This is a genomic window from Actinokineospora auranticolor (assembly GCF_041897805.1).
Classification (GTDB): domain Bacteria; phylum Actinomycetota; class Actinomycetes; order Mycobacteriales; family Pseudonocardiaceae; genus Actinokineospora; species Actinokineospora auranticolor.
This window is the reverse complement of the sequence record NZ_CP154825.1, coordinates 5,359,671-5,384,871: the sequence shown is the minus strand read 5'-3', so window position 1 is coordinate 5,384,871 and position 25,201 is coordinate 5,359,671. Positions and strand designations below refer to the sequence as shown.

General features: G+C 73.2%; 22 protein-coding genes and 1 pseudogene. 10 read left to right on the top strand and 13 right to left on the bottom strand.

Translation table 11 applies throughout. The annotated features are described in order from the left end of the window. Positions 1–76: 76 nt before the first annotated feature. The 3 genes and pseudogenes from V5P93_RS23440 (at position 77) to V5P93_RS23430 (ending at position 3,541) form a co-directional block, all read left to right on the top strand. Positions 77–1,030: pseudogene (locus V5P93_RS23440) on the top strand (IS481 family transposase). 107 nt (positions 1,031–1,137) lie between these two features. Beyond that, positions 1,138–2,046, top strand: coding sequence for a hypothetical protein (locus V5P93_RS23435; RefSeq protein ID WP_104480017.1), 909 nt, complete (start codon positions 1,138–1,140; stop codon positions 2,044–2,046). A gap of 538 nt (positions 2,047–2,584) precedes the next feature. Next, positions 2,585–3,541 (top strand): IS30 family transposase, encoded by a 957-nt coding sequence (locus tag V5P93_RS23430; RefSeq protein WP_374065066.1) that lies wholly within the window; start codon positions 2,585–2,587, stop codon positions 3,539–3,541. Between the two features lie 171 nt (positions 3,542–3,712). Here the strand turns inward: V5P93_RS23430 and V5P93_RS23425 are convergent, their stop codons facing one another. Beyond that, positions 3,713–4,441, bottom strand: coding sequence for a PP2C family serine/threonine-protein phosphatase (locus V5P93_RS23425; protein WP_181043963.1), 729 nt, complete (start codon positions 4,439–4,441; stop codon positions 3,713–3,715). An 828-nt stretch (positions 4,442–5,269) separates the two neighbouring features. Here V5P93_RS23425 and V5P93_RS23420 point away from each other — a divergent pair. Then, positions 5,270–6,271: a beta-ketoacyl-ACP synthase 3 gene (locus tag V5P93_RS23420; protein ID WP_181043964.1), complete on the top strand. Its 1,002-nt coding sequence runs from the start codon at positions 5,270–5,272 to the stop codon at positions 6,269–6,271. A 1,212-nt stretch (positions 6,272–7,483) separates the two neighbouring features. Here V5P93_RS23420 and V5P93_RS23415 read toward each other — a convergent pair. The 8 genes from V5P93_RS23415 to V5P93_RS23380 form a co-directional block, all read right to left on the bottom strand. Next, a complete protein-coding gene (locus V5P93_RS23415) occupies positions 7,484–8,836 on the bottom strand; it encodes a GH1 family beta-glucosidase (protein ID WP_104483490.1) in 1,353 nt (450 codons plus the stop codon). A 10-nt stretch (positions 8,837–8,846) separates the two neighbouring features. After that, complete coding sequence (locus V5P93_RS23410) at positions 8,847–10,046, bottom strand: MFS transporter (RefSeq protein WP_245931802.1); 1,200 nt, start codon at positions 10,044–10,046, stop codon at positions 8,847–8,849. Between the two features lie 20 nt (positions 10,047–10,066). Further along, entirely contained in the window at positions 10,067–10,411 is a 345-nt protein-coding gene (locus tag V5P93_RS23405) for a hypothetical protein (RefSeq protein ID WP_146108404.1), read from the bottom strand. 83 nt (positions 10,412–10,494) lie between these two features. Beyond that, a complete protein-coding gene (locus V5P93_RS23400; protein ID WP_104483488.1) occupies positions 10,495–11,703 on the bottom strand; it encodes a UDP-N-acetylglucosamine 2-epimerase in 1,209 nt (402 codons plus the stop codon). Between the two features lie 1,111 nt (positions 11,704–12,814). Next, the gene (locus V5P93_RS23395) at positions 12,815–13,477 is read right to left on the bottom strand and encodes a response regulator transcription factor (RefSeq protein WP_104483487.1); all 663 of its coding nucleotides are present in this window, start codon (positions 13,475–13,477) and stop codon (positions 12,815–12,817) included. After that, positions 13,474–15,681 (bottom strand): GAF domain-containing sensor histidine kinase, encoded by a 2,208-nt coding sequence (locus V5P93_RS23390; RefSeq protein WP_104483486.1) that lies wholly within the window; start codon positions 15,679–15,681, stop codon positions 13,474–13,476. Before V5P93_RS23390 ends, V5P93_RS23395 begins: the two co-directional genes overlap by 4 nt. Before the next feature lie 444 nt (positions 15,682–16,125). Further along, positions 16,126–16,677, bottom strand: coding sequence for a histidine phosphatase family protein (locus V5P93_RS23385; RefSeq protein WP_104483485.1), 552 nt, complete (start codon positions 16,675–16,677; stop codon positions 16,126–16,128). Positions 16,678–16,739: 62 nt separating this feature from the next. Then, positions 16,740–17,294, bottom strand: coding sequence for a hypothetical protein (locus V5P93_RS23380; protein WP_104483484.1), 555 nt, complete (start codon positions 17,292–17,294; stop codon positions 16,740–16,742). A gap of 422 nt (positions 17,295–17,716) precedes the next feature. On the opposite strand from V5P93_RS23380, the gene V5P93_RS23375 reads away from it, so the two are divergent. Beyond that, entirely contained in the window at positions 17,717–17,893 is a 177-nt protein-coding gene (locus tag V5P93_RS23375; RefSeq protein ID WP_181043962.1) for a hypothetical protein, read from the top strand. 4 nt (positions 17,894–17,897) lie between these two features. Here V5P93_RS23375 and V5P93_RS23370 read toward each other — a convergent pair whose 3' ends face one another. Then, positions 17,898–18,608, bottom strand: a complete 711-nt coding sequence (locus V5P93_RS23370) for a TetR/AcrR family transcriptional regulator (RefSeq protein WP_104483482.1) — start codon at positions 18,606–18,608, stop codon at positions 17,898–17,900. A gap of 77 nt (positions 18,609–18,685) precedes the next feature. Between V5P93_RS23370 and V5P93_RS23365 the strand changes: the two genes are divergently transcribed. The 3 genes from V5P93_RS23365 (at position 18,686) to V5P93_RS23355 (ending at position 20,855) form a co-directional block, all read left to right on the top strand. Then, entirely contained in the window at positions 18,686–19,645 is a 960-nt protein-coding gene (locus V5P93_RS23365) for an NmrA family NAD(P)-binding protein (RefSeq protein WP_104483481.1), read from the top strand. Between the two features lie 209 nt (positions 19,646–19,854). Further along, entirely contained in the window at positions 19,855–20,064 is a 210-nt protein-coding gene (locus V5P93_RS23360; protein WP_104483480.1) for a CbtB-domain containing protein, read from the top strand. Next, entirely contained in the window at positions 20,055–20,855 is an 801-nt protein-coding gene (locus V5P93_RS23355; protein WP_104483479.1) for a CbtA family protein, read from the top strand. Before V5P93_RS23360 ends, V5P93_RS23355 begins: the two co-directional genes overlap by 10 nt. Before the next feature lie 45 nt (positions 20,856–20,900). On the opposite strand, the gene lepB is transcribed toward V5P93_RS23355, so the two are convergent. Then, entirely contained in the window at positions 20,901–21,488 is a 588-nt protein-coding gene (gene lepB / locus V5P93_RS23350) for a signal peptidase I (protein WP_181043961.1), read from the bottom strand. A gap of 421 nt (positions 21,489–21,909) precedes the next feature. On the opposite strand from lepB, the gene V5P93_RS23345 reads away from it, so the two are divergent. Both V5P93_RS23345 and V5P93_RS23340 read left to right on the top strand, forming a co-directional pair. Then, positions 21,910–22,515, top strand: a complete 606-nt coding sequence (locus V5P93_RS23345; protein ID WP_181043960.1) for a DUF6230 family protein — start codon at positions 21,910–21,912, stop codon at positions 22,513–22,515. Between the two features lie 58 nt (positions 22,516–22,573). Next, positions 22,574–23,011 carry a DUF6114 domain-containing protein gene (locus V5P93_RS23340; protein WP_181043959.1) on the top strand — a complete coding sequence of 146 codons (438 nt, stop codon included), beginning with the start codon at positions 22,574–22,576 and terminating at the stop codon, positions 23,009–23,011. A 213-nt stretch (positions 23,012–23,224) separates the two neighbouring features. Here the strand turns inward: V5P93_RS23340 and V5P93_RS23335 are convergent, their stop codons facing one another. Together V5P93_RS23335 and cobO are read right to left on the bottom strand one after the other, a co-directional pair. Continuing rightward, entirely contained in the window at positions 23,225–24,592 is a 1,368-nt protein-coding gene (locus V5P93_RS23335) for a cobyrinate a,c-diamide synthase (RefSeq protein WP_104483477.1), read from the bottom strand. Continuing rightward, positions 24,586–25,200 (bottom strand): cob(I)yrinic acid a,c-diamide adenosyltransferase, encoded by a 615-nt coding sequence (gene cobO, locus V5P93_RS23330; protein ID WP_104483476.1) that lies wholly within the window; start codon positions 25,198–25,200, stop codon positions 24,586–24,588. The genes V5P93_RS23335 and cobO overlap by 7 nt, the downstream gene beginning before the upstream one ends. Position 25,201: the final 1 nt, after the last annotated feature.

Here is a 25,201-nt window from a genome sequence, read left to right as displayed (position 1 = left end):
GGCTTGATCATGGGTGAGGCCTCCGGGTGTGGTGGTGATCGCGACGTCAGTCACCGCGACCGGAGGCCTCGATGGGATACGCCAACGCCCGCTTGACTGTGCGCGGACGCTGGTTTCCCGGGTCGCCGCGGGCAGGTCGGTCGCTCACGGGGCCAAGGAACTCGGTGTGTCACGGCGGTGCGCGCACCGCTGGGCCCGCCGGTTCCGTGATGAAGGCGCCGCCGGCCTGGTCGATCGGTCCAGCCAACCGCATCACATGCCGTCGCGGACGTTGGCTGGGACAGAGCGGCAGGTCGTGACAGCACGCGGCGAGCCGCGGTGCGGACCGGCTCGGATCAGTGCCCGTACCGGTGTGCCCGCTCGCACCGTGTCGCGGGTGCCGGCCCGGTATGGCGTGCCGGGGCCGGCCGAGTGTGATCCGCTGACCGGGCACCGCGTCCGCGCCACCCGCCACACCACCCGCCGCTGCGAACACCCGCACCCCGGCGACCTGATCCACCTCGACGTCAAGAAGATCGGCAAGATCCCGCCCGGGGGGCGGCCGGCGCGCCCACGGCCGCGGGCCGCGTCCCGCCGAGGCTTGGGCTATGACTACGTCCACGCCGCCATCGACGACCACTCCGGGCCCGCCTACGCCGAAGTCCTTTACCGACGAGCGCGGCACCACCTGCGCGGGGTTCCTGCTGCGCGCTGCGGCCTGGTTCGCCGAGCAGGGCATCCCCGGTGTTCACCGGGTCTTGACCGCCAACGCCACGAACTACCTGATCTCCCGTGACTTCGCCGCGGCCCTCGCCACGATCGGCGCCCGCCACAAGACCATCAAGCCGCACTGCCCCCTGGCAGAACGGCAACGTCGAGCGCCTGAACCGCACCCCGTACACCGGGTGGGCCCACCGCGAGATCTTCCTGGACAACGACGCCCGCGCCACCGCGCCGGCGCCCCGGCTCGATCACCACAACACTGAACACGGTCACCACACACTCAACCGGGCACCCACCCATCAGCCGCGTTCAATCACCAACCTCATGACCAAGTACAGCTAGGGCCGTCCACTTTGTCACCCACATGGTTAAGGTGCGACCGGCCCAGCGCCGATCGCGACGGCCGCGACCGGCCCCGGCCCTAGGGTTGGTGCCATGCACACCCGTGTCCACCGGGCCGCGCCCGCGGCGGCGCTGCTGCTCGCCCTGGTCGCCTGCTCGAGCCCGTCGACCACCGCGAACGCGCCGACGATCGGCGCGCCCACGGCCGCGGAGGACGAGCAGATCGGCTGCCTCACCACCGGGGGCGCCACGACCGTGCCCCCGACCCCGCAGTCCTTCCGCGCGACCCCGGGCTGGAAGCGGGCCGCCGAGGCCCCGGCCGCGGACCCCGGCAGCCCGGCGGTGTGGGCCGAGATCGAGCACGAGCTGGCCACGTACCAGAAGTCGGACTACCAGCACACCACCACGCTCGACCGCGCCGCGGGCAACTACGTCGTGGACTGCTCGGGCTGGGGCAACGTGCTCCTGCGCATCGCCGCCTGCGACGCGTACGGCGACCTGGTCCGCGCGGCCAACGCGACCCGCTCGACGTCCTTCGCCACGTCGTGCGACCTGCCGACCGGCGCGGTCGAACACGGCCCCTACGCCGTCGACTGGGCGCAGATGCTGGGCAAGCTCCAACCCGGCGAGAGCAACGGCCACTGGACCCGGGTGGCGAAGGTGGCCGACGTGGTGCCGGGCGACGTCGTCACCTACGCCCTGGGCCCGGGCGCCTCGGACACCGGCCACGTCATGTTCGCGGCAGGCACCCCCACCCAGGACGCCACCAACCCCGCCGAGTGGCAGGTCCCCATCGCCGACTCCACCGAAAGCCGCCACGGTCCCGCCGACAGCCGGAACAACAACCCGAAGAACGTCGACGGCCACGGCATAGGCACCGCGGCGATCTCCCTGATCGTCGACCAGACCGGCGCCCCCACCAACCAGTTCCGCTGGTACCCGGGCGCCCCCAAGATCGACCAGGTCCCCGCCGCCGTGACCCTGGGCCACTTCACCGGCTGACCCACCACACACCGGCCCCGATGGGGAACACCGCTTCCTGGTTGGGACCGGGCGCATCGACTCGCGCCCGGTCCCAACCAGGAACACCCCTCTCATCAGTGCCACGTGTCCCGCAGCCCGCTCGAGCAAGAGCCCGCCGGCTTCGACGGTGAGCCCCCGCACCCGGCCCTTCGGTCACGCCATCTTGGCCCGCGCGGAGAACTCTCCGATCTCATACGGGTGCACCGGTCTCGTCGGGCAGTGATTTTCCGGTTTCAGCCGACAATTGCCTCGCGCCCGAACTCCGATCAGACGCGCCATGTCCATCCGGTCACTCGACGAAGCATCGCCCGATCTCGACCGACCGCGCCGACCCGGCCTGAACCCGGCCGCGCGCCGACCATCCTGACAAGCCCAACCCAGCCGAGAAATCCGCCGCCACCAGGGGCCACTCGCCCCGTGTCCGCGCTCCTCAGCGCCCGCGAGGGGTCCCCCGCAAATAGGGGAATCTTGACCTCAACTGGTCGATGCGCCGGCATGGGATGATCTTCGTGGGTGGGTGATCGGAGATCATGTCGTGGTGTGTCGGGTGATATTGAGTGCCGAGGAGCGGGAGACGATCTTGCGGGAGTTGCGGGCGAGGCGGTCGTTCCGGTTTATCGGCAGGGTGTTGGGTCGGCATCATTCGGTGGTCGCTCGTGAGGTCGCCCGTAATGGCGGGAGATTGGCCTATCGAGCGTTGAAGTCGTGCACGCGTGCCGCGGTCATGCGGAAACGACCGAAACCGCGAAAGTTGGAACAATCGGGCCGACTACGCGATTATGTGATGGCGGGCTTGGATCGCCGATGGTCGCCGCAGCAGATCGCGACCAGAATACGCCTGGAGTTTCCGACCGAGCCGGAGATGCGCGGGTCCCACGAGACGATCTGCCAGACCCTGTTCGTCCAGGGGAAAGGCGAGTTGCGGGCCATGATGTACAAGGCCCTGCGGTCGGGCCGGGCGAAGCGGGTGTCCCCCTCGGCGAAGCGGCCCAGACACGACCTGATCGTGGGCATGGTCAACATCAGCGAACGCCCGAAGGAAGCCGACGACCGTGCTGTTCCGGGGTTCTGGGAAGGCGACCGCATCCTCGGGTCCGCGTGCAAGTCGCAGATCCTGACCCTGGTGGAGCGGCAGACGCGGTTCGTGATGCTGATCCGGGTCCCGCACGACCGGTCCGCCGACCGGGTCGCGATGCTGCTGGCGAACAAGATGAAGACCTTGCCCGAGTTCCTCCGGAAATCGGTCACGTGGGACCAGGGCAGCGAGATGGCCGACCACGCCACGTTCACCACGGCCACCGGGATGCCGGTCTATTTCCGCGACCCGCACTCGCCCTGGCAACGCAGGACGAACGAGAACACCCACCGGCTTCTCCGACAGTATTTCCCAAGGGAACCGACCTCTCGGTCCACTCCCAAGCCCACCTCGACGACGTCGCCCGCGAACTCAACGACCGCCCCCGACAGACCCTGAACTGGTACAAACCCGTCGAGAAGCTCAACGAACTGCTGATCAAACACGGTGGCGCGATGACCCCTTGAGGTCAAGAACCCCTATATTTAATTCTACGCGCTGGGGCGGGCGGTAGGAATGGGTCGGGGTTGGCCTGTGGACAACTCCGGGCGAAGCGCGAAGCCACGCGGGTCAGCGGCCTGGGATGTCCAGCACCACGGCCGTGAGGTTGTCCGGGGCGCCGAAGTCGTAGACGGTGTCGCGGATGGCGGTCACCAGGTCGACGGGGTCCGGGATCCGGCTCAGGTCGGCGATCTCGTCCGGGGTGAGCACCGAGCTGACGCCGTCCGAACACAGGAGGAAACGGGTACTCGCGCCCGCCAGCTCCAGATCCAGGACGTGGGGGAGGGGACCCGGGTCCGGCGGGTCGCCCATCGCCTGGGTGAGGCCGCCGCAGGGGCCGGTTATCGCGTCGTCGACGGTCAGCTGTGCCAGGCCGTCGTCGGCCACCTGGTAGACGCGGCTGTCGCCGATGTTGAAGCACAGCACCGAACCCGGCGTGATCACCACACCCGCGATGGTGGTGCCCATCCCGGTGGTCTCGACCACCCGGTTGCCCAGCTCGTTCAGCTCCGCGCTGATCCCGGTCAGCCCCACGGCGGTCTCCTTGGCCCCGGTCCAGTCCAGGTACCGGTCGGCCGCGGTCACCAACGCCGTCGCGCTCGCCACCTCGCCCGCCGCGTGGCCGCCCATCCCGTCGGCGACCGCGCACAGCAGCGGCGACCGGCCGTCCGCGCGCAGGTCCACCACCAGCGGCTCCGCGGATTGGCTGAACCACCCGAACACCGAGACGGCGTCCTCGTTCCCGTCCCGCACCCGACCGCGCGCGGTCATCGCGACCGCGCGCACCACGTCCAGCACCGCACCACCCCCGACCACTCGACGAAAGTCGTCAACCAGCGGAAACCGCCGCGTCGAACCCGAACGCACCGAATGCCCGACCGCCCGGCAAGGCGCGGCCGCGCACCAGCGAGGAGCTCGCGGTGCCGCAAGCATACGGCCCGCGCCACCCCGGTCACCCGCCCTCCGACTCGCCGCGCGGGCATTTCGTTCCACCGCCCCGGCGATAGCCGAAACGCCCGGCCCGAGCAGCCCAAACCGGCGGTCCGAACGCGCCATCACATTCCTGTTCTCGTCCCAAAAGGACCAGACCCGCTTCGGCTCGGGATCCGGAATCCCCGGCGGGGCGGTCCGGTGCCGCCGACCCCAGGGTCTCGAACGGCCGTGTTGTCGGTGCCGGAGTCCGGTGACGCGCGTTCGGCTCCATTTCGCGCGTCGCGAATTGTGCGCGCGGCCAATTCGACAACCTCGTTTCGCGGCGGTCCGCGAAACAGTACCTCGCCGGGTCGCGCGCACTGTCCCCTTCGGACTTCCGGAGTCGGGTCGTCCCCGCCGGACAGGCCGAAGTCCGCACCGGCCGGTCATCCCGTCATCGACCCGGCGCCCGGTGATCAACTGCCGTTAATCTGCGCGTCACCACGAACCGCCCCGGCGCCACCGAATACCGGTCGGTAGCACCCGTTCGGCGAACAATTCACGTGGTGGCGTTCGCCGCGCGGAGGAGACCAACCGGGGTTACTCGCGAGTGCTACCCGCGAGTGAACATCACGCGGAAGTGACTGACTTATAACACTTTCGGTGAGAACTTCATCACAAGGGAAGTGCTACCGATTGGTAGTTCTCCACAGTATCCCAGTGACCGTCATTGCATTGCGCCAAGGCGTGGGGGGCGCTCGACTGGTCGGGCTCGGCTCGCACCGCCCGGACACCACCGTCGGCAGTGCGGAGATCGCCGCCCGGTTCGGCCGGACGGGCGACTGGATCAGAGAGCGGACCGGGATCGTGTCCCGCCGGTTCGCGGCGGGCAACGAGGCCATGGAGGCCATGGCCGTCGCCGCGGGCACCAAGGCACTGGCGCGGGCGGGCTACGGGCCGGGCGAGATCGACCTGGTGATCGTGGCGACGTGCAGCGTGCGCAGCCCGGTCCCGGTGCGGGCCGCCACCGTGGCCAAGGCGCTGGGCGCGCCCGGCGCCGCCGCCTTCGACGTCAACGCCGCGTGCGCGGGCTTCTGCTACGCCATGGCCGTGGCCTCCGACCTGGTGCGCGCGGGGTCCGCCCGGCGGGTCCTGGTCATCGGCACCGAGAAGATGTCCGAGTGGGTCGACCCGACCGACCTGGGCACCTCCATCATCTTCGCCGACGGCGCGGGCGCCGCCGTGGTCGAGGCCGCCGACGAGCCCGGCATCGGCCCGATCGTCTGGGGCAGCGACGGCGCGGCCGAGTCCGCCGACCTCATCGAGATCCCGGTCGGCGGCCAGATGCGCATGCAGGGCCAGTCCGTCTTCCGCTGGGCGACCACCGAGATCCACCCCATCGCCCTGCTCGCCTGCGAACGCGCGGGCATCCGCCCCGGCGACCTCGCCGCGATCGTCCCCCACCAGGCCAACCTCCGCATCATCGAGGCGCTGGCCCGCAAGATCGACGCCCCCGACGCCGTGATCGCCAGGGACGTGGTCGAGTCGGGCAACACCTCGGCCGCCTCCATCCCGATGGCCCTGGACCGCCTGGTCGTCGACCGCCTGGTGGACCCGGGCGGCCTCGCCCTCCTCATCGGCTTCGGCGCGGGCCTGACCTACGCCGCCCAGGTGGTCCGCATGCCCACCAAGGTCCCGGCACCGGTCACCGCCTGACCGGCCCGCCGGGCACGAGCCCCGTACCCGCGCGGGGACTCGACGAGGCTGAGGTCCCGCCTCGGCAACCCACACCGGCAAGCCTGCCCCACTCACCTGGGTTTCCGGCCCGGGACTTCCGCGCCCGCCCCTGTGGCACCGCCGTGCCTGCGACGGAACCTCGCGCCGGGAAACCGGCCCCACTTGCCCGCGAACCCGGGGCGCCGCCGTGCGCGCGACGGAACCTCGCGCCGGAGAACGGCCCCACTCGCCCGGGAATCCGGCACGGGACTCTCGCGCTCGACCCCGGGGCACCGCCGTGCCCGCGACCGAATCTTGCGCCGGGAAACCGGCCCCACTCGCCCGCGAACCCGGCACGGACCCTCGCGTCCGGCCCCAAGGCATTGCCGTGGGCGCGACGGAACCTCGCGCCGGGAAACCGGCCCCACTTGCCCGGGAATCCGGCAGGGGACCTCGCGCTCGACCCTGTGGTATCGCCGTGGGCGCGATGGAACCTCGTGCTGGGAAACCGCCCCACTCGCCCGGGAATCCGGCACGGGACTCTCGCGCTCGACCCCGGGGCACCGCCGTGCCCGCGACCGAATCTTGCGCCGGAGAACCGGCCCCACTCGCCCGCGAACCCGGCACGGGCCCCTCGTGCCCGGCCCCAAGGCATTGCCGTGGGCGCGACGGAACCTCGCGCCGGAGAACGGCCCCACTCGCCTCGCCTGGGTATCCGGCACGGGACTCTCGCGCCCGACCCCAAGGCATTGCCGTGGGCGCAACCGAATCTCGTGCTGGAGGACCGGCCCCACTCGCCCGGGAATCCGGCACGGGACTCTCGCGCCCGACCTCGAGGCGCTGCCGTGGTCGCGACGGAACCTCGTGCTGGAGGACCGGCCCCACTCGTCTCGCCTGGGTATCCGGCACCGGACTCTCGCGCACGACCTTGTGGCATTGCCGTGCGCGCGAACCTCGCCGGGAAACCGACCCCACTCGCCCGAGAATCCGGCACGGGACCCTCGCGCCCGACCTCGCGGAACTGCCGTGGGCGCGACGGAACCCCGGTCGAATCGCGAGGTGATCGGCCCGTCGCCTCGGGCACGTCACCTCCGCCCGGCACCGGACGCGCGCGCCGGTGGCCAATTCCCTCGGCACTTCCTCCCACCGCACCCGGCAATACCCGCCCCGCCCGGCCCGCCCCGGCCGCTCAGGCCGACAGCGGCCCGCCGCTCACCCCCGACCAATCACATCGCGGTACCAGAAATACGAGTCCTTCGGTGTCCGCCGCTGGGTCTCGTAATCCACGTGAATGAGCCCGAACCGTTCCCGGTAACCCGCCGCCCATTCGAAGTTGTCCGTCGCCGACCACGCGAAGTACCCGCGCACATCCGCCCCGTCGGACACCGCCCGCGCCAGCGCCGCGAGGTGCGATTCGTGGTAGTCGATCCGAGCCTGATCGGCCACGCGGCCCGCCACCGGATCGCCGTCGTGGTAGGAACACCCGCTCTCGGTCACGTAGATCGGCGGCAGGTCGTCGCCGTAGCGGGCCGTGAACAGCGCGATCGTCTCCCGCAGCCCGTCCGGGACCACCGGCCACCCGAAGTCCGTCGTCGGGTACCCCGACAGCGGCTTCGGCGCGAACGGCAACCCCGGCGGCAGCGGCGCGCTCGCCACCGCCGACTCCTCGTCCGGCGCCGCCGCGCCGATCAGGGTCGGCTGGTAGTAGTTCAGCCCGAAGAAGTCCAGCGGCTCGGAGATCACCTTCAGGTCCTCGGCCACCGGTCCCGGCATCGCCGCCGCCAACTCCGGCGCCGGGTAGCGGCCGCGCAGCAACGGGTCGGCGAACAGCCAGTTCACCAGCGTGTCGTACGCCTCCGCCGCCGTCCGGTCCGCCTCCGACTCCGACGCCGCCCACACCGGCCCGTGGTTGCTCGCGATCCCGATGTTCGAGCACCCCGCCGCCCGCAGCGCCCGCGCCGCCAACCCGTGCCCGAGCAGCAGGTGGTGCGCGACGGGCAGCGCGTCGAAGCCCAGCGCCCGCCCCGGCGCGTGCACGTCCAGGGCGTAGCCGAACAGGGTGACCACGACCGGCTCGTTGATCGTCATCCACATCCGCACCCGGTCGCCCAGCTTCGCCCCGACCACCTCGGCGTACTCGGCGAACCGCGCGGCGGTGTCCCGGTTCACCCAGCCACCCGCGTCCTCCAGCTCCTGCGGGGTGTCCCAGTGGAACAGCGTGGCGGCAGGGGCGATCCCCGCCTCGCACAGCTCGTCGACGAGGCGGTCGTAGAAGCCCAGGCCCTCCGCGTTGACCCGGCCGCCCGGCAGCACGCGCGGCCACGACACCGAGAACCGGTAGGCGCCTACGCCCAGGTCGCGCAGCAGGGCGACGTCCTCCCGGTACCGGTGGTAGTGGTCGGCCGCCACCGCCCCGGTGTCCTCGTCGCGCACCCGACCGGGGCGCGCGCAGAAGGTGTCCCAGACCGACGGCGCGCGTCCACCCTCCGCGACCGCGCCCTCCACCTGGTACGCGGCCGAGGCCGTACCCCACAGGAAATCGTCGGGTAACCCGGGAAACGGCATGGGATCCTCCTCAGTGGACGGTCCGGACGCGGAACACGAGGGCCGCCCCCGCCACCCCGACCGCCGCGGCGACCAGGTACAGCACGGGGTACCCGCCCAGGTGCGCCACCACCGGCGCGGCCAGCGCCGGGGCGAGCACCTGCGGCAGCGTGTTCGCGATGTTGACCACCCCGAGATCCTTGCCCCGCGCACCCGCCGCGGGCAACACCTGGGTCACGAGCGCGAAGTCCACCGAGGTGTAGGCGCCGTAGCCGACACCGAGCACGGCCGCGGCCACCACCGCGCCCGTCCAGGTCGGCCACACCGCCAGCAGCACCGCCGCCGCCGACATCACCACCCCGGCCACGCACACGAACACCCGGCGCTTGCCCACCCGGTCCGACCAGACCCCGCCGACCAGCACCGTCGCCAGCAGCGCGACGGCGTACACCGCGGTCAACGTGAACACGCCACCCGCCGGGTCGCCGACCCGTACCTCGTCCTGGAGGTAGTAGAAGAGGTAGAGCAGCGCGACGGCGTTGCCCAGGTTGATCAGGAACCTGGGCACCCAGGCCCAGACGAAGTCCCGGTGCCGCAGGAGGCCGAACGGCTTCCGCGCCGGTTCCCGTACCGGCACCCGCCGCCGCTCGCGGGCCAACGCGAACGGCAACGACCCCACGACGACGACCACCGCGCACGCCACATAGCCACTGGAGACGGAGCCACCCGCCAGTGCCAACCCTGTCCCGGACATCACGCCAACGGTCTGGGCGAAACCGAACCAGCCACCCACCGCGCCACGACGGTGTTCGGGGACCTGGTCCGGGACCGCCGCGCTCAGCCCCGCGAAGCAGGAATTGAGCGCGATCTGCGCGACCGACCACAAGGCTACCACACCGAGCACCGTGTCCACTGTGGCCAGAGCGGCCAGCGCGCCGCCGCCGGCCACCGCGCCGCCCAGTACCCAAGGTCCGCGCCGCCCGCTTCGGTCCGACAAGGCACCCCAGATCGGATTGGCGACCATGGACCACGCCGCCCCCACCCCGGTCACCAGCGCCAGCGCGCTTTCCTTGCCGTCGGGCGAGATCCCCTCGACCTGCCGCGCCAGCAGCACCTGCAGCGGCCCGTACCAGCCAACGAACACCGCCGCCGTCGCCCCGCTGAACGCGAGCACCCACCAGGCCCGCACCCCACCCGGCGGCGTGACCTCTCGGGCAACCGAGTTGTCCACAGGCAAGGGTCGACGCCTCTTCATCGGCCGGTGCGACCGGGTAAGCTGGTGCCAGGACATATGGCCGCGAGCCGAACCCCGGCGGGGTACTCGGCCGGTTGGGGCACGCGGCTTTCGCGGGTGTTGATCCGGCCCTCGAGGTTCCGGTTGCCGGACAGCACCGACACGACCGTGCGGTCCGAGGACCGCGCGCCCGCGGAGATCTCCTTGAGCGGCGGGCCGGAGTTGTCGACGCGCGTGGCGTAGCCGACTGGCTCGTGGTCTCGATTCCCGGCGGTTGCCCGCGGTCGGTCGAGGTGGCCACTGCGGTCGTGGCGGGCTCGGCGGTGGGAGTGCCGCCGTGGGTCTTCCGCTTGCCGTGTCACCCGAATCCCGTTCCGTTCCGTGGAAGCCGTTCGCGGTCACCGTGGTGCGCCCACTCGCGGGAGGTGCCGGAACCGGCGGTCCACTACCGGTGCGGGGCGAACTCCTCCGGGCGGTCGTCGAGGCCGAGGAACCACTGCAGCGCCTGCTCGCAGCGGGTCGCGGCGAAGCCGTCGCCGAACGGGTTGGGGGTCGGGGCCGTGGTCTGCCGCTCGACGTGGCTGAGGACGAGCTTCTCGGCGATCCGGGCGACGACCGCGCGGTCGGAGCCCGCGGTCCACGGGTGGCCGGGGTGGCGCGGCTCGGCCCAGGTGCCGGGCTCGCCGCCGAGGACCAGCGTGGGCACGCCGAAGCTGGGCGCCTGCTCGGCCAGCGTGGCCGAGTCGGTCACCAGCGCCGCCGCGATCGACAGCAGGCAGACCAGCTCCGGCTGCGCGATCGGGTCGGTGATGGTCACCCGCACGAGCCTGCCGAGCATGTCGTAGGCCAGGTGCCGCAGGGGGCCGCGCGGCAGCGGCAGCACGACCTCCAGGTCCGGGCACGTCAGCACGAGGTCGGCGATCCCGTGCAGCAGCTGCGTGGCCGCCGCCGTGGACCAGTCGCGCGCCTCGACGGCGACCACGGCCAGCCGGACCTCGCCCGCCACCACCGCGTTCTCCACCGCCTGCACGCGGTCGTCGCGGTGGCGCACGTAGCGGTCGAGGGCGTCGAACCCGGCGTCGACCGCGGTGCTCCCGACCGTGACGACCTTCGGGCCGCGGTGGCACTCGTCGCCGAGGTTGGCCGCCGCGTCCGGGGTGGCGGCCAGGTGCAGCGACGACACCTGGGCGATGAGCCTGCGGTGGCCCTCCTGCGGGAACGGGGCGGTGAGGTCGTACGAGCGCACACCCGCGTCGAGGTGCACCACCGGGACGCGCTGCCAGAACGCGGCCATGGCGGCGCTGAACGCGGTGGCCGAATCGCCCTGCACCACCACCGCGTCCGGTGCGAGGTCGGCGAACGCGTGGTCCAGACCGGCCAGCAGCTGCGCCGCCGCCCGGCCGGTGCGCTGCCCGTCGCGCGCCAGCTCGACCAGGACCTCGGTGGCCAAACCGAAGCCCGACAACACCTCCGTGGCGGCGGCCGCGTCGTCACCGCACGCGAGCACCACCGGCCGCACCCGCCCGCGCCCGCGCAGCGCCCCCACCACCGGCGCCAGGCGCGTGGCCGCCACGGCGTCGCCCGCGATCAGGCACACCTCCGGCACCCGCCGACCCGCCCCGGGGCAGGGCAGGGGAACGAGGGTGTTCGGCACCGACGCCCCCTTCCGCCACCTCGGGACCCGGGTGCCCGCCGCGACAGCGACCCGCCGGTATGCCCTTCTCCTGCATGCGGTATAGCGCGAGACGCCGGGCACGTTACCGATGGCGCGCACCCGGTCCGGACGACACGCCGAACCCGTACGGGCGGATGCGGCGGTCCACCCGCCCCGGTGGCGCGCCGCGAGTCGCGAACGGACTCACCCGCGGCGACCGGCGTCGGCCGGGTGGACGCGCGGCGTGAACCAAGTGGCCGCCGGACAAGCGATCCCGCTCGGCCCGGTGTGGGCGCGCGGGGCGGCGGGTGACCTTCCCGGCGCGGGATTCCGCCGTGGACGCGCCCGGGATTGTGGGAAGTACGGGAAAGTTTGGTCGGCGGGCAGGCCGGTTCCCTGTTCTCTCAACGGTGGGGCGGTGGTGGCGTGGAGTGACGGCACGCCCGAACGGATCACCGGTCAAGTACCCGTTCGGGGCTGTGGACAACTTCGCGCACGGCGACCCGCGGCAGTGATTGACTTCCAGGGCTTGGACATCACGGGGCCGTGTGGCCACAGCGGTCGGCGCGGGGCGGGCTGGTCGCGGGCGGCCGGTTGGCAGACCGGGCGGGCGTCGAGGAGTGGGAGGTCGTCGCCGGGGCCGCGGCCAGGCGAATGCGGGAGCAGGGAGGTGCGGAGCCAGGCAGGGATAGGAGGTGTGGCTGGGATGCGGGGCCGGGTTGGGGTTGTCAGGCCGGAGAGGGATGGAGGGCCGAACAGGGATGTGGTGCGGGGCTGGGTAGAGGTACGGGGTGGGTTGGTGACGGCCGGACGGGGATATGGGGCCTGGCAGCGTGCTGGGCCGGCAGGGCCCGGGGTGAGGCAGAGGCCGGGGCGTGGATGTGGGGCCGGGCGGTGATGTGGGGATGATGTGGGGGCGGGTAGGGCGGAGGTGAAGGGCTGGACAGGGACGTGGGGGCGGCGGTGTGGGGAGATGGGGATGGAGGGACCGGGCGGGGAGCGGCCTGCTGCAATGAGGGCGGGGTGCGGCGGCGCAGGTGTGGGACCGGCGTGTAGGGCTGAGGAGCGGGGGAGGGGTGGAGAACCGGGTGCGGGGTTGGCGGGGTGGTGCTCAGAGGTTGGGTGCGCTGCCGCGTTGGGTGTTGTGCAGGCGGGTGGCGTAGACGGCCGCTTCTGTGCGGCGGTCGAAGCCGAGCTTGTGCAGCAGCGTGGAGACGTAGTTCTTCACCGTCTTCTCCGCCAGGTACAGGGCGCCCGCGATCTGCCGGTTGGTCATGCCCTCGGCGATCAGGTCGAGGATCTTGCGCTCCTGCGGGCTCAGCGTCGCGTAGCGCGGGTCCTCCACCCGGCCCGCGCGGAGGCGGTCGAGGACGGTCGCGGTGACGCCCGCGTCCAGCAGCGAGCCGCCCTCGGCGAGGGTGCGCACGGCCGAGACCAGGTCGTCGCCGCTGACCTGCTTGAGCATGTACCCGGCGGCGCCCGCCATGATGGCGCCGAAGAGCGCCTCGTCGTCGGAGAACGAGGTGAGCATCAGGCAGGCCGGGGGCGGGGTCACCGACGACCGCACGTCCCGGCACACCGACACGCCCTCGCCGTCGGGCAGCCGCACGTCCAGGATGGCCACCTGCGGGCGCACCGCGGGGATCCTGGCCAGGGCCTGCGCGGCGGTGGCCGCCTCGCCGACGACGTCGATGTCCGGCTCGACCTCCAACAACTGCCGCAGCCCGCGGCGGACGACCTCGTGGTCGTCGAGCACGAACACGGAAATGCTCATCCACGTGCCTCCTGGCCTCGCGCGTCCTGATCACGTCCGGTCGGGGCGGGCCTGCGCAGCGGCACGTCCCAGTCGACCCGGGTCCCGCCGACGGCGGGGGAATCGATCACGCAGTCGCCCTCCCAGCGGCGGGCGCGCTGCACCATGTTCGACAGCCCGCCGCGGTGGGTGATGTCGGCGGGCAGGCCGCGCCCGTCGTCGCGGACCAGCAGCCGCAAGCGGGTGGCGTGCCGGTCCACCGCGACGGTCAGCGCCACGCCGCTCGCCCCGGCGTGCCGGACGACGTTGGACAGCGCCTCGCGCAGCGTGGCCATCAGGTCGAGGGCGACGTCGGCGGGCACCACCGAGTCCAGCGGGCCCTCGAGCCGCACCGTCGGCTCGAACCCCAGGGTGACGGTGGCCTCGGAGATCGCCCGCAGGATCTCCCCGCGCAGGCTGTAGGGGCCGTTGGCGGGCTGCTGCAGGGAGAAGATGCTGCGCCGGATCTCGCGGATGGTCTGGTCGATCTCGGCGACGAAGCCGCCGAGCCGCTCGCCCGCGTCCGGGTTGTGCGGGGACCGCCGCAGGCCCTGCAGGCCCAGACCGATCGCGAACAGCCGCTGGATGACGAGGTCGTGCAGGTCGCGGGCGATGCGGTCGCGCTCCTCGTAGAGCGCCAGCCGCTGGCGGTCCTGCTGGGCGTAGGCGAACTCGATGGCCAGGGCGGCGTGCGTGGCGAAGTCGGTCACCATCCGCACGTCCTCGTCGTCGAACCGGGTGCCGCCGTGCTCCCGGGCGAGCATGAGCACCCCGGACGCCCGGGACCCGGTGCTCATCGGGACGAACACGGCGGGGCCGAGCCCGCTGATGCCCTCGGGCAGCTGGTGGAAGGTCGCCACCGACCGGGTCAGGGTGGCCTGCGCGACCTCGCCGAGCACCCGGGCGCGGCCGGTGGAGAACACGTCGCCGGTGATGCTGTCGCCCGCGGCCATCCGGGAGCCCGCGAGTTCGGTGGACAGGGTGCCGTCGACCGCGCGCACCTCCAGGTGCTCCGGCCCGGCGGGGACCGCGACGAAGGCGAGCACCGCGCCCGCGACCTCCCGCGCCCGGCGGACCATGAGGTCGAGGCCCTCGGCGTCGCAGACGTTGGTGCGCAGCACGGCGGTGACCTCGGTGGTGGCGCGCAGCCACCGCTCGCGCCGGATGCTGCGGTCGTAGTGCCGCGCGTTCTCGATTGCCATCCCGGCCGCCGCGGCGAGGGCGACGACGACGTCCTCGTCCTCCTGGGTGAAGCCGCGGCCGCCGACCTTCTCGGTGAGGTACAGGTTGCCGAACACCTCGCCGCGCACCCGGATCGGCACGCCGAGGAACGACCCCATCCGCGGGTGGTTCTCGGGGAACCCTGCGGCGGCCTCGTGCCCGGTGAGGTCCGGCACGCGCAGCGGTTCGGGCCGCTCGATCACCAGCCCGAGGATGCCCTTGCCGACGGGTAACGCCCCGATCTCGCGCCCGGTCCGGTCGTCGAGCCCGGCGTGGGTCAGCGCCTCGAAGGCGCCGTCTTGGCCGAGGACACCCAGCGCGCCGTAGCGCGCGCCCGCCAGCTCGCACCCGGCGGTGACGATGCGGCGCAGCACGGCGGGCAGCGACAGGTCGCTGGCCACGGAGAGGACGGCGTCCAGCAGGTGCCGCATCCGGTCCTGGGACACCTCGGCCGCGGCGGCCCGGTCGACCAGGCCCCGGAACAGGTTCCGGCGGCGGGTGTCCAGGTCGTCGGCGGCCGGGTCGCTCCCCGGCGCGCGGGTGGTCGCGGCACCGGTCGGGGTGGCGCCGGTGTCGGTGTCGTCCGTCGTGGTGCCGTGGGTCGGGTCGTCGTGCGCGGTGGTGCCGTCTGTCGCGGTGCCGTCGGCGGCCGCGGTGACGGGGTCGGCGTCGGTCATGGCGGTCGTCTCGGTGGTGGCGGCGGGGTCGCCCGCCTGCCGGGTGTGGTCCGCGGGGTGCCCCGCGGGCGGGGTAATCGCGAAGATACCGGGCGGGGCGGTCGTTTCGGCGGTTTCGGGCGCGGGAGTGGTGTGCGCGACCGCGCCGGGCGCGGCGCCCGGGGTGGGGATACCGGTCGTCGTGGTGTTTATCTCGGGGTCACCCGCCGCGTCCGGGGTGGTGTGGTCGGCGGAACCGCCCGGGGGCCGCGCGGGGCCGCCTGGCTGGTCCGCAGCCGCCTCGCCCACCGCGTCACCGCTTTCTCCGTCTCGTGCGCGCCGACCCGCGCACCGTCGACGGGAATGGCGTCGTCCACCTTTGTCCGATTGATACGTCACCCGCGTCGAAAATCATCGGACGTGATCGGTGGGGTTGAGCGTCCCCGACATTCGGGCGCGGCGCAAGGGCGCGGCGCGGATGTCCCCTAAATGACCAAGGCGGTTGCCGCCTCGCGCGCACGGCGACTAGTTCGTGACCTTATGGCCTCTCGTCACGCTGCGTCGACGGCGGTTGACCGGCCGTTGGTGCGAAGCTGGTGCATCCGAGTCGCGTGCCTGCCGATCGGTGCGCCCACGCGCACCGAAGCGTGATCGACAGTACGCGGGTCTGATGGGCTGTTCGGCGCAAATGGCGCAGACGATTCGTCGCGCGCAATTCGGGGGAATCGCCGAGTGTTTCGCCGAAATGGGGAGTCAGGCGTCGCCTGGGACAATCCAGCGCAGCGACCACCGGCCCGGCCCGCCGCGCAGTACCGTGCGGGACAACGGGGCCACGTCGACCCGCCAGAACGCGGCCGGGTCGGCCCCGATCGCGTGCACCAGCGCCGCCCGCACGACCGACGGCGAGGTGATGGCCACCGTGCGCGCGCCCGCCGGGTGCTCGTCGAGCCAGTCGCCCACCCGGCCCAGCACGGTCAGCACCGACTCGCCGCCGTGCGGCGCCGCGCTCGGGTCGGTGAGCCACCGCGTCACCGCCTCGGGCTCACCCGCCGCGACCTCGTCCAGGGCCCGGCCCCGCCACTGCCCGTGGTCGGCGTCGCGCAGCCGCTCGTCGACCACGGCGTCGAGCCCCAACCCGGCGGCCGTCTGCGCGCACCGCGTCTCCGGGCCCCGCACCACCAGGTCGACCCGACCCAGGTCGGCGCCGCGCCCCACCTCGACCGACAGCGGCTCGTCCCGCGGGAACACCACCCCCCGCGTCGCCGCCGTCGCGCCATGGCACACCAGCACGAGTCGCCCGCTCACCGTCCACCCTCCGCCGTCGCAGTCCGGTGGAATCCTCCCAATGCCGGGTGGGCCTCCGTCGGTCAGGGCGCGAGCGCCCGCAGCACGATGCCGGTGACCCGCTGGTCGTCCAGGACGCCGTCGACGTCGTCGGCGCTCCACACGTGGACGATCACCGGCCCCCGGTGCGCGGTCAGGTCGCCTTCGCCGCGGAAGAAGGCCGCGTCCCCGATGTTGGTGGCGGGGCGGGTGCCGGTGCCCCGGCTCAGCGCGTCCCAGGTGGTTCCGTCGCGGTCCTCGGCGTAGGTCGCGACCATGACGGTGAACCGGCTGGCGGAGTCGGTGCCGGGGTTGTCGCCGAACACACCGGGCACGGTCACCGCGTAGCCGCAGTCGCGTTCCCCCGAAGCGCCGTTCGCGGGTGGGTTGCCGGGCTCGACGCCGTCGGCGGTCACCGGCGCGATGGCGGTGGCGTCGGGGAAGGCGCTGTCCAGGGTCTCGCGGGTGACCAGTTCGCAGGGGTTGGGCGAGGCGGCGCCCGCCGCGCCCGTGGACCGCGCGGGCACGGGCTGTGCGGTGCCCGGGGCGGCGGAGCACGCCGCGAGTCCGAAGAGGAGGACGATGACCAGTTGTCGCATTCCGCGGCCCTTCCCTGGTATGGATCGGGTGAGCCTACGGCCGCGGTGGAGTACCGGGTGCCGCGTCCGCCGGCGGCACCCGGTACTCCACCTACCCGCGCGGGCGCAGGAGTTTCGACCTGGTGCTCCCAACGCATGCCGCGATTGGCGGGCCCGCCGCGGGGGCGTCCGCGATGTGCAACACGTCGTCGTCGACCGGTGCCTCCTCGAGCACGACGTGGGCGATGGTGCCGCCGTAGCCGTAGCTGGACACCCCCGCGGCGGGGCCGGTCGCGGCGTGGCCACTGCGTGCGCTCGGTGACCACCCGCAACCCCGAGGTGGTCCAGGGGCGGAGTCCGCGCGGGGCCAGGGGACCGGTCCGCGCGCGCTGGGCGTGGCGCTCGGCTGGGCTGGACCGAGGGTCGAAGCGGCGGTGCACGGGGTGATCGACGCCCACCTCGTCGACGAGGTGGGCGTCGGCGCGTACCGGATCCGGAGCCTGGTGAGGCACGCGATGCACGTCGACTCCGATGTCCCGTCCGAGGTCCCGTGGGGACCGGCGGCCGAGACCGTCCCGCGGGTCGAGGTCGCGGTGTCCGGGCGCGGGGGTCGCGGGTGACGGCTCACTCCGCCGCGCGACGCCGGTGGGCGCGTTGGCGGCAGGTGGGGCCGCAGTAGCGGGGCGGCCTGCCGGTGGCGCGGACGGGCAGGCGGACGCCGCACTCGACGCAGGTTCCGTGACGCGGCCCGCCGGGTTCGTCACGGAACTCGACGGGTTCCGTGACCGCGCGGAGCCCGTCCAGCAGCAACCGGACCAGGCGGGCGCCGCGGACGGGGTCGCGGTGGGCGTCGCGCAGCGCGGCGGCGCCCGCGATCACCGCGGACAGGTCGTCGGTCCGCAGGTCCACGCGGATCGTGCCCGCCCGCTTCGCGTTGTCCAGCAGCCGTTCTAACGCCTCGTGGAACCGGCGGGACGCCTGGGCGACGGCCGCGTGCGGCCGGCCCCGGTCGGCGGTGAGCGCGTCGCAGAGGTGTCGGCGGTCAACGGATTTCTGGACCACCTCCACCAGGAACCCGAACAGCGCGGCACCCGGCGCCGCGCGGGTGGCCCAGCCGTCCGCCGCGGTCGCCAGGCCCGTGATGTGCTCGGCGAGCACGGCCTCGACCAGGATCTCCTTGCTGGGGAAGTGCCGGTAGACGGTGCCCGCGCCGACCCCGGCGCGCCGCGCGATCCGACCGAGTGACACCTCCGGCCCGTCCTCGGCGAACAGCCGCACCGCCGTCCGCAGCACGACCTCCCGGTTCCGCCGGGCGTCGGCCCGTTCCGCCGTCATGTCACGCAACCCTTTCCGCGCTGACAGAACCGGGTCGATCATCCCGGATAGCCCCATCATCCCGGGATAAGACACCCATGACCGACCCGATCCTCGTCACCGGCGCCACCGGCAGGCAGGGCGGCGCCACCGCGCGTCGCCTGCTCGCCGACGGACGCCCGGTGCGCGCCCTCGTCCGCGACACGACCACCGCCGCGGCCGTCGCCCTGGCCACCGCCGGAGCCGAGCTCGTGACCGGCGACTTCGACGACCCGACGAGCCTGCGGCCCGCCTTCGACGGCGTGGCCGCCGTGTTCGCCGTGCCGACCGCGCCCTTCGGCCCCAACGGACCCGCCGACGAGACCGAGGCCGCCCGTGGCCGCGCCCTCGTCGACGCCGCCGTGGCGGCGGGCGTCGAACAGGTCGTGCTGAGCACCGTCGCCTCGATGTCGCGGTCCGAGCAGAGCGCGAAGGGCAAGGCGGAGATCGAGCGGTACCTGGTCGACCGCGTCGCCCGCCCCACCGTGCTGCGCCCGGTCCGCTTCGTGACCAACTACCTCCTCACGGGCGACCTCGGGCTGGAGGGCATCGTCGACGGCGTCCACCGGCACTTCTTCCCACCGCACGAGCCGATGCAGGTCATCACCCTGGAGGACATCGCCGACTTCGCGGCCCTCGCCTTCGCCGACCCGGAGCGCTACGCGGGCCGCACGCTGGAGCTGGCGGGCGACCAGCCCACCCCGGTCGAGGCCGCCGCCGCCATCGCGGCGGCCACCGGCAGCCCCGTCCGGTACGAGCAGGTGACCACCGGGGTGCACCCGATGATCATCGAGACCGGCAGGCGCTGGGCGGCGGGCGAGCGCTGGCACGCCGACATCGAGGCGCTCCGCGTCATCCACCCGGGCCTGCGCGCGTTCGGCACCTGGCTCGCCGAGTCCGGTGCCGAGGCCAGCCGGGCCCGCCGCGCCCGACCCCGACGACCCGCCTGCCAGCGGATCCGCCTGCGACGGGCCCGGCCACTGGGCCGGACGGTCCACTACCCGCGGAAGGCGGGGTGATGACATTGCCCACCTGCGCATTCGGCCGCGTTGACACGGCCGGTCAGGCTGACTTACGTTGCCGAATCGACCCTGATGGGTGGAGGAAGCCGGTGGGAACCCGGCACGGCCGCGCCACTGTGAACGGGTGCCGAGAGGCGCTCGCAGTCAGACCCTCCCCCCGTCGACCGCTCCACTACCGGGCCGCGTGAAGCCCCGAGGAGGTCGTCGTGACGCATGCCGTCGCCGTTCCCGCCCCCATCCCCGTGCGGATCCCCATCCGGGAGATCCTGCCCTACGCCCTGTTCGCCGGGGTCCTGTCGCTGATCGCGCTGTACTTCGTGGGCGCCGAGCAAGGCGCGCTGGCCGTGTTCGACGGTACCTACGTGCACGAGCTCGTCCACGACGCGCGGCACCTGCTGGGCTTCCCGTGCCACTGACCGAGCCCGACCGCACCACGGAGCAGTCGGCGCTCACCGTGCGCTCGCTGCTCGTGTGGGGCCTGCTCGCCGGGCTCGTCGGCGGGTTGCTCGCCTTCGGGTTCGCCTCCGCCTTCGGTGAGCCGTCGGTGGAGACCGCGATCGGCATCGAGGAAGCGGGCGGCGCCGCCCACGACCACGGTGCCGAGGCGGGCGGGCACTCGCACGGCGCGGAGCCCGCGGCCGAGGAAGAGGAGGTCTCCCGGGCCTTCCAGTCGACCGGCGGCCTCGGCATCGGCGCCGTCGCGTACGGCCTGGGCCTGGGCGGTCTCTACAGCCTCGCGTTCGCCTTCGCCTACGGCAGGCTCGGTCGCCTGACCGCGCGGGCCACCGCGCTCGCCGTGGCGGGGCTGGGCTACCTGGCGCTCGTCCTCGTCCCGTTCCTGACCTACCCGGCGAACCCGCCCGCGGTCGGCAAGGGCGAGACGATCGGCGAGCGGACCGGCCTGTTCTTCGGGATCATGGGGATCTCCCTGGTGGCCCTGGTCCTGGCGATCGTCGCGGCGCGCAAGCTCGCCGCGCGCTGGGGCGGCTGGTGGTCCACTGTGGCCGCCGGGCTGGGCTACGTGGTCGTGGTGACCGCCGTGGCCAAGGCGCTGCCGTCGTTCAACGAGGTCCCCGACTCGTTCCCCGGCTCCGTGCTGTGGGAGTTCCGGGTGGCGTCGCTGGGCACCTCGGCGGTGCTGTACGCGACCATCGGTGTCGTCTTCGCGGCGCTGCTGCACCGCGGACTCACTCGCAAGACCGGCTGACCGACGGACTGAAACGGCCCCGGGCGCACCGGGGCCGTTTCCCTTTCACCCCAACGGTCTCAGCTCGACCGTCCGCGGCGACCCGAACGTCCACAGCAGAGTCCACACCGGAGCCTGGATCCGTTCGTCCGGGACCCAGCCGAACGCCCGGGAGTCCTCGGACACGGCCGCGTTGTCGCCGATCACCCAGTACCGCCCCGGTGGCACGACCTGCTCCTGGGTCCGTTCCCCGCCCGTCCCGTCCCTCGCGCAGCACTGTCGCGGCGGACGCCCCCACACCGCCGAACCGCCCTGTGCGACCTCGAACCACGGCCCGGTCCCGGCGGGCTGGACCTGGATCCGCCCGTCCATCGAGCGCACCCGGTCGCCGGGCACCCCGACGACCCGCTTGACCACCGGCGCCTCGCGCCCGGGTGGCGTCAGCACGACGACGTCGAGTCGGGCGGGGGAGTAGTCGCCCGCGAACGGGTCGGCCACTGCCTGGTCCCCATCGGTGAGCGTCGGCGACATGCTGTCGCCATCGATCCGGTACGAGAGCGCGTAGGCGGCCACCCCGGCCACGACGACCAGGGCGAGGGCGGCGGCGAGCGCGATGGCCGCGACGAGCGGTGCGCGGCGGGTTCGGCGCGGCAAGGGACCTCCATCGTCCGGCTGCCGGACAGCTAACTCGGCCGGGTGGCGGAGGTGAACGGGCGAATACTGCGATGTTGCGTAACTGTTACTTGGAGTCTTATGTAACTCCGGGTAGCGGAAACCGGCCCGCTCGCCCGCCCGTTCGTGCCCGCGGTGGCGAATCGCCTTCGGATTGCGAGTGGTCCCCAACGGTCGCGGTCGATACCTGTTACCCGCCGTCACATATCGCCGCGACCCGGCCGGGCGGCGGCGCGAACGGCCGCTTGTAGCGCGGCGCACACCCGTGCACGATCTGCCCACCAACCACTGGTTCCGATGCGCACCGACTCCCCGTCGCAGCTCTGACCTGGGCGTTCGCCGAGACGAACGCGGGTGGCGGCTGCCCGGTCGGCGGGGGCGGCGCCGTCGCAAGGGAGGCACGATGACAGACGAAGACAGCCGGGGCGGGACCCGCTGGGGCCGCGCGACCCTGGTGGCCCTGCCCGCGGTGGGCGCGATCGCCGCCCTCGCCGTCGCGATGGCCCAGGGCGTGCTCGCGGCCTCGTTCGCGGTGTCCGGCGTACCGATCACGCTGACCTCGCAGAGCCTGTCCGCCGAGGGGTTCGCGGGCACCGTGTACAACGCGGGTGACCAGGGCGTGCTGTACGCGGGCATCGGCGACGCCCAGCTCAGCGGGCTCTGCGCGAACGTGGTGACCGACGTGCCGATCGTCGGCCAGCTCACGTTCAAGATCACCGCGGGCGACACCGACCCGGCCACCAAGGAGCTGCGGGCCGGGAACCTGCTGCTCGACGCCCGCAAGCTCACCGGCGACGGCACCTTCCACGGCCTCGACCTCGGCGTCGCGAGCAACGCGCTGACCAAGGGTCCGGCGGAGGTGCGCAAGCAGGCCGGGAACTTCGGGCTCCAGGCCGACGCCGCCGACATCGGCGCGCTGCGCGCCGACGCGCTCTCCGCCCAGGTCGCGGGGGACTTCCAGCTCGAGAACCTGGACCTGAGCGTCTCCTCGGGCGCGCACGGCTGCTGACCGCGTGGGGCCTGGCGGGCCGGTGCCGCCAGGCCCCCGACCTCGACCGGAGGACCCGATGTCCCGCTACTGGCGCGCCTTCACCCACTGGCGCCGCACCCGCCCGTTCTGGGGCGGGGTGTTCGTCCTGCTCGGCGCCGTGCCGATCTTCGTGCTGCCGCTGGCGCCGATCAAGGTGCTGGTGGCCAGCGGGGTCGCGGGCGTGTCCGGCCTGCTGATCGCCTCGATCATGGCCGTGCTGGCGCTGAGCCTGTGGTTCACCCCGCAGACCCGCGTCATCGCCGGGCTGATCACCGTCCTGGTGTCGGTCGCCGCGTTCCCGCTGTCCAACCTGGGCGGCCTGGTGATCGGTTCCGTGCTCGGCATCGTCGGCGGCGCCATGGCCACCTCGTGGGCGCCTCGCAAGCCGAGCAAGCAACCGACCACAGTGGACGAACAGCCCACCGACGACCCGGCCGCCCGACTCCACCCGACCGACTCGGCCGACGCCGCCTGACCTTGTGCGGGAAGCCCGCGGCGAGGGACCGGCCGCGCGACCCCGTGGTGGGTTCACCACCTCAACGGCCGACACAGTGCCGCGCGCTCCTTCGCGACCTCTGCCCACCGCGACCGAGTCAACGGCAAGACCCGCACGCTCCACATCGGGCACCCCGCCAAGCGGTACCGGCCGCATCCGGGAGCACCCTGCGACGGACACCGAGCCGCCGGCTCAGGCAGGGGCCGCCGACGCCTCGACGAAGGCCCGCACCGCGGCCGGGTTCCCGGCCGGGTGGGTGTGCAGGTACGACGCGTGCACCCGACCCTGGACGAAGCCGTCCCGGCGGACCACGCCCTCGTGGTCGCGCCACGCCCACGCGGGGCGGTCGCCGTGTTCCGGCAGAGTCCGGGTGCGGTGGAACTCGTGCCCGGCCACGCGGGCGCCCTCTCCGCCCAGCACCGAGGCCGACGCCGCCACCGCGTCCCGGTAACCCAGCAGCAGCCGCGGCGACATCGCCGCCTCCGCCGCCAGCACACCGCACATCGGGTGCCCGTCCAGCTTCGCCGCCAGGTACAGCAGCCCACCGCACTCGGCGTGCACGGGCGCGCCGGAGCGCGCGAGGAGGGCGATCTCCTCGCGGAGGAACTCGTTGGCGGACAACGCCTCCGCGTGCGCCTCCGGGAACCCGCCCGGCAGCACCAGCCCGGCCGTCCCCGCGGGCAGCCGCTCGTCGCGCAGCGGATCCACCACCGCCACCTCGGCGCCCGCCGCGCGCAGCAGCTCGGCGTGCTCGGCGTACCCGAAGGTGAACGCCGACCCGCCCGCGACCGCGATCACCGGGCGCCCCGGCACCGGCGCGACCTCGTCCGCCGCGTCCCACACGGGCCCGTCGACCGGGGGCGCCGACCGCGCCACCGCCAGCACCGCGTCCAGGTCCACCGACGCCGCCACCAGGTCCGCCATCGCCGCCACCGCGCGCACCGCGGGCGCGCCGTGCTCGGCCGCGGGCACCAGACCCAGGTGCCGCGACGGCACGTCGACCTCGCCCGCGCGCCGCACCGCGCCCAGCACCGGCAGCCCGACGTCCGCGCACGCCTCGCGCAGCACCTGCTCGTGCCGGTCCGACCCGACCTGGTTCAGCACCACACCCGCGATCCGCACCCCGGGCCGGTACGACCGGAACCCGTGCAGCAGCGCCGCCAGGCTCGTGCTCTGCCCGCGCACGTCGACGACGAGCACCACCGGCGCGCCCAGCAGGCTGGCCACGTGCGCCGTGGACCCGAACCCGCCGGACGCCACGTGCTGCCCGACGCGCCCGTCGAACAGCCCCATCACGCCCTCGACCACCGCGACGTCCGCCCCGCGCGTCCCGTGCCGGAACAGCGGCGCGACCCGGTGCTCACCGACCAGGACCGGGTCGAGGTTGCGGCCCGGCCGCCCGGCGGCCAGCGTGTGGTAGCCGGGATCGATGTAGTCGGGCCCGACCTTGAACGGCGCCACCACGTGCCCGCGGGCGCGCAGGGCGGCGATCAGCCCCGTGGCCACCGTCGTCTTGCCGCTCCCGGAACCGGGCGCCGCGATCACGACGCGGGCTACCACTCGATGCCCTTCTGGCCCTTGTGGCCGGCGTCCATCGGGTGCTTCACCTTGGTCATGTGCGTGACGAGGTCCGCCGCGTCCACAAGGGACTGCGGCGCGTCACGGCCCGTGATGACGACGTGCTGGTGCCCCGGCCGATCGGCCAATGTGCGAACCACGTCCTGGATGTCAACCCACCCCCACTTTAGCGGATAGGTGAACTCGTCGAGCACGTAGAGGTCGTGTCGCTCGTCGGCGAGTCGCCGCGTGATCTCCGCCCAGCCCTCGCGCGCCGCCTCGGCGTGGTCCTCCTCCGTGCCCGCCTTGCGCGACCACGACCACCCCGACCCCATCTTGTGCCACTCGACGGGACCGCCCTCGCCGGTCTCCTCGTGCAGCCTGCCCAGCGCCCGGAACGCCGACTCCTCGCCGACGCGCCACTTCGCCGACTTCACGAACTGGAACACCCCGATCGACCAGCCCTGGTTCCAGCCGCGCAGCGCCAGTCCGAACGCGGCGGTCGACTTGCCCTTCATCTCCCCGGTGTGCACCACGACCAGCGGCCGGTTGCGCCGCTGCCGGGTGGTCAGCCCGTCGGTCGGGACGACATCGGGTTTCCCTTGCGGCATC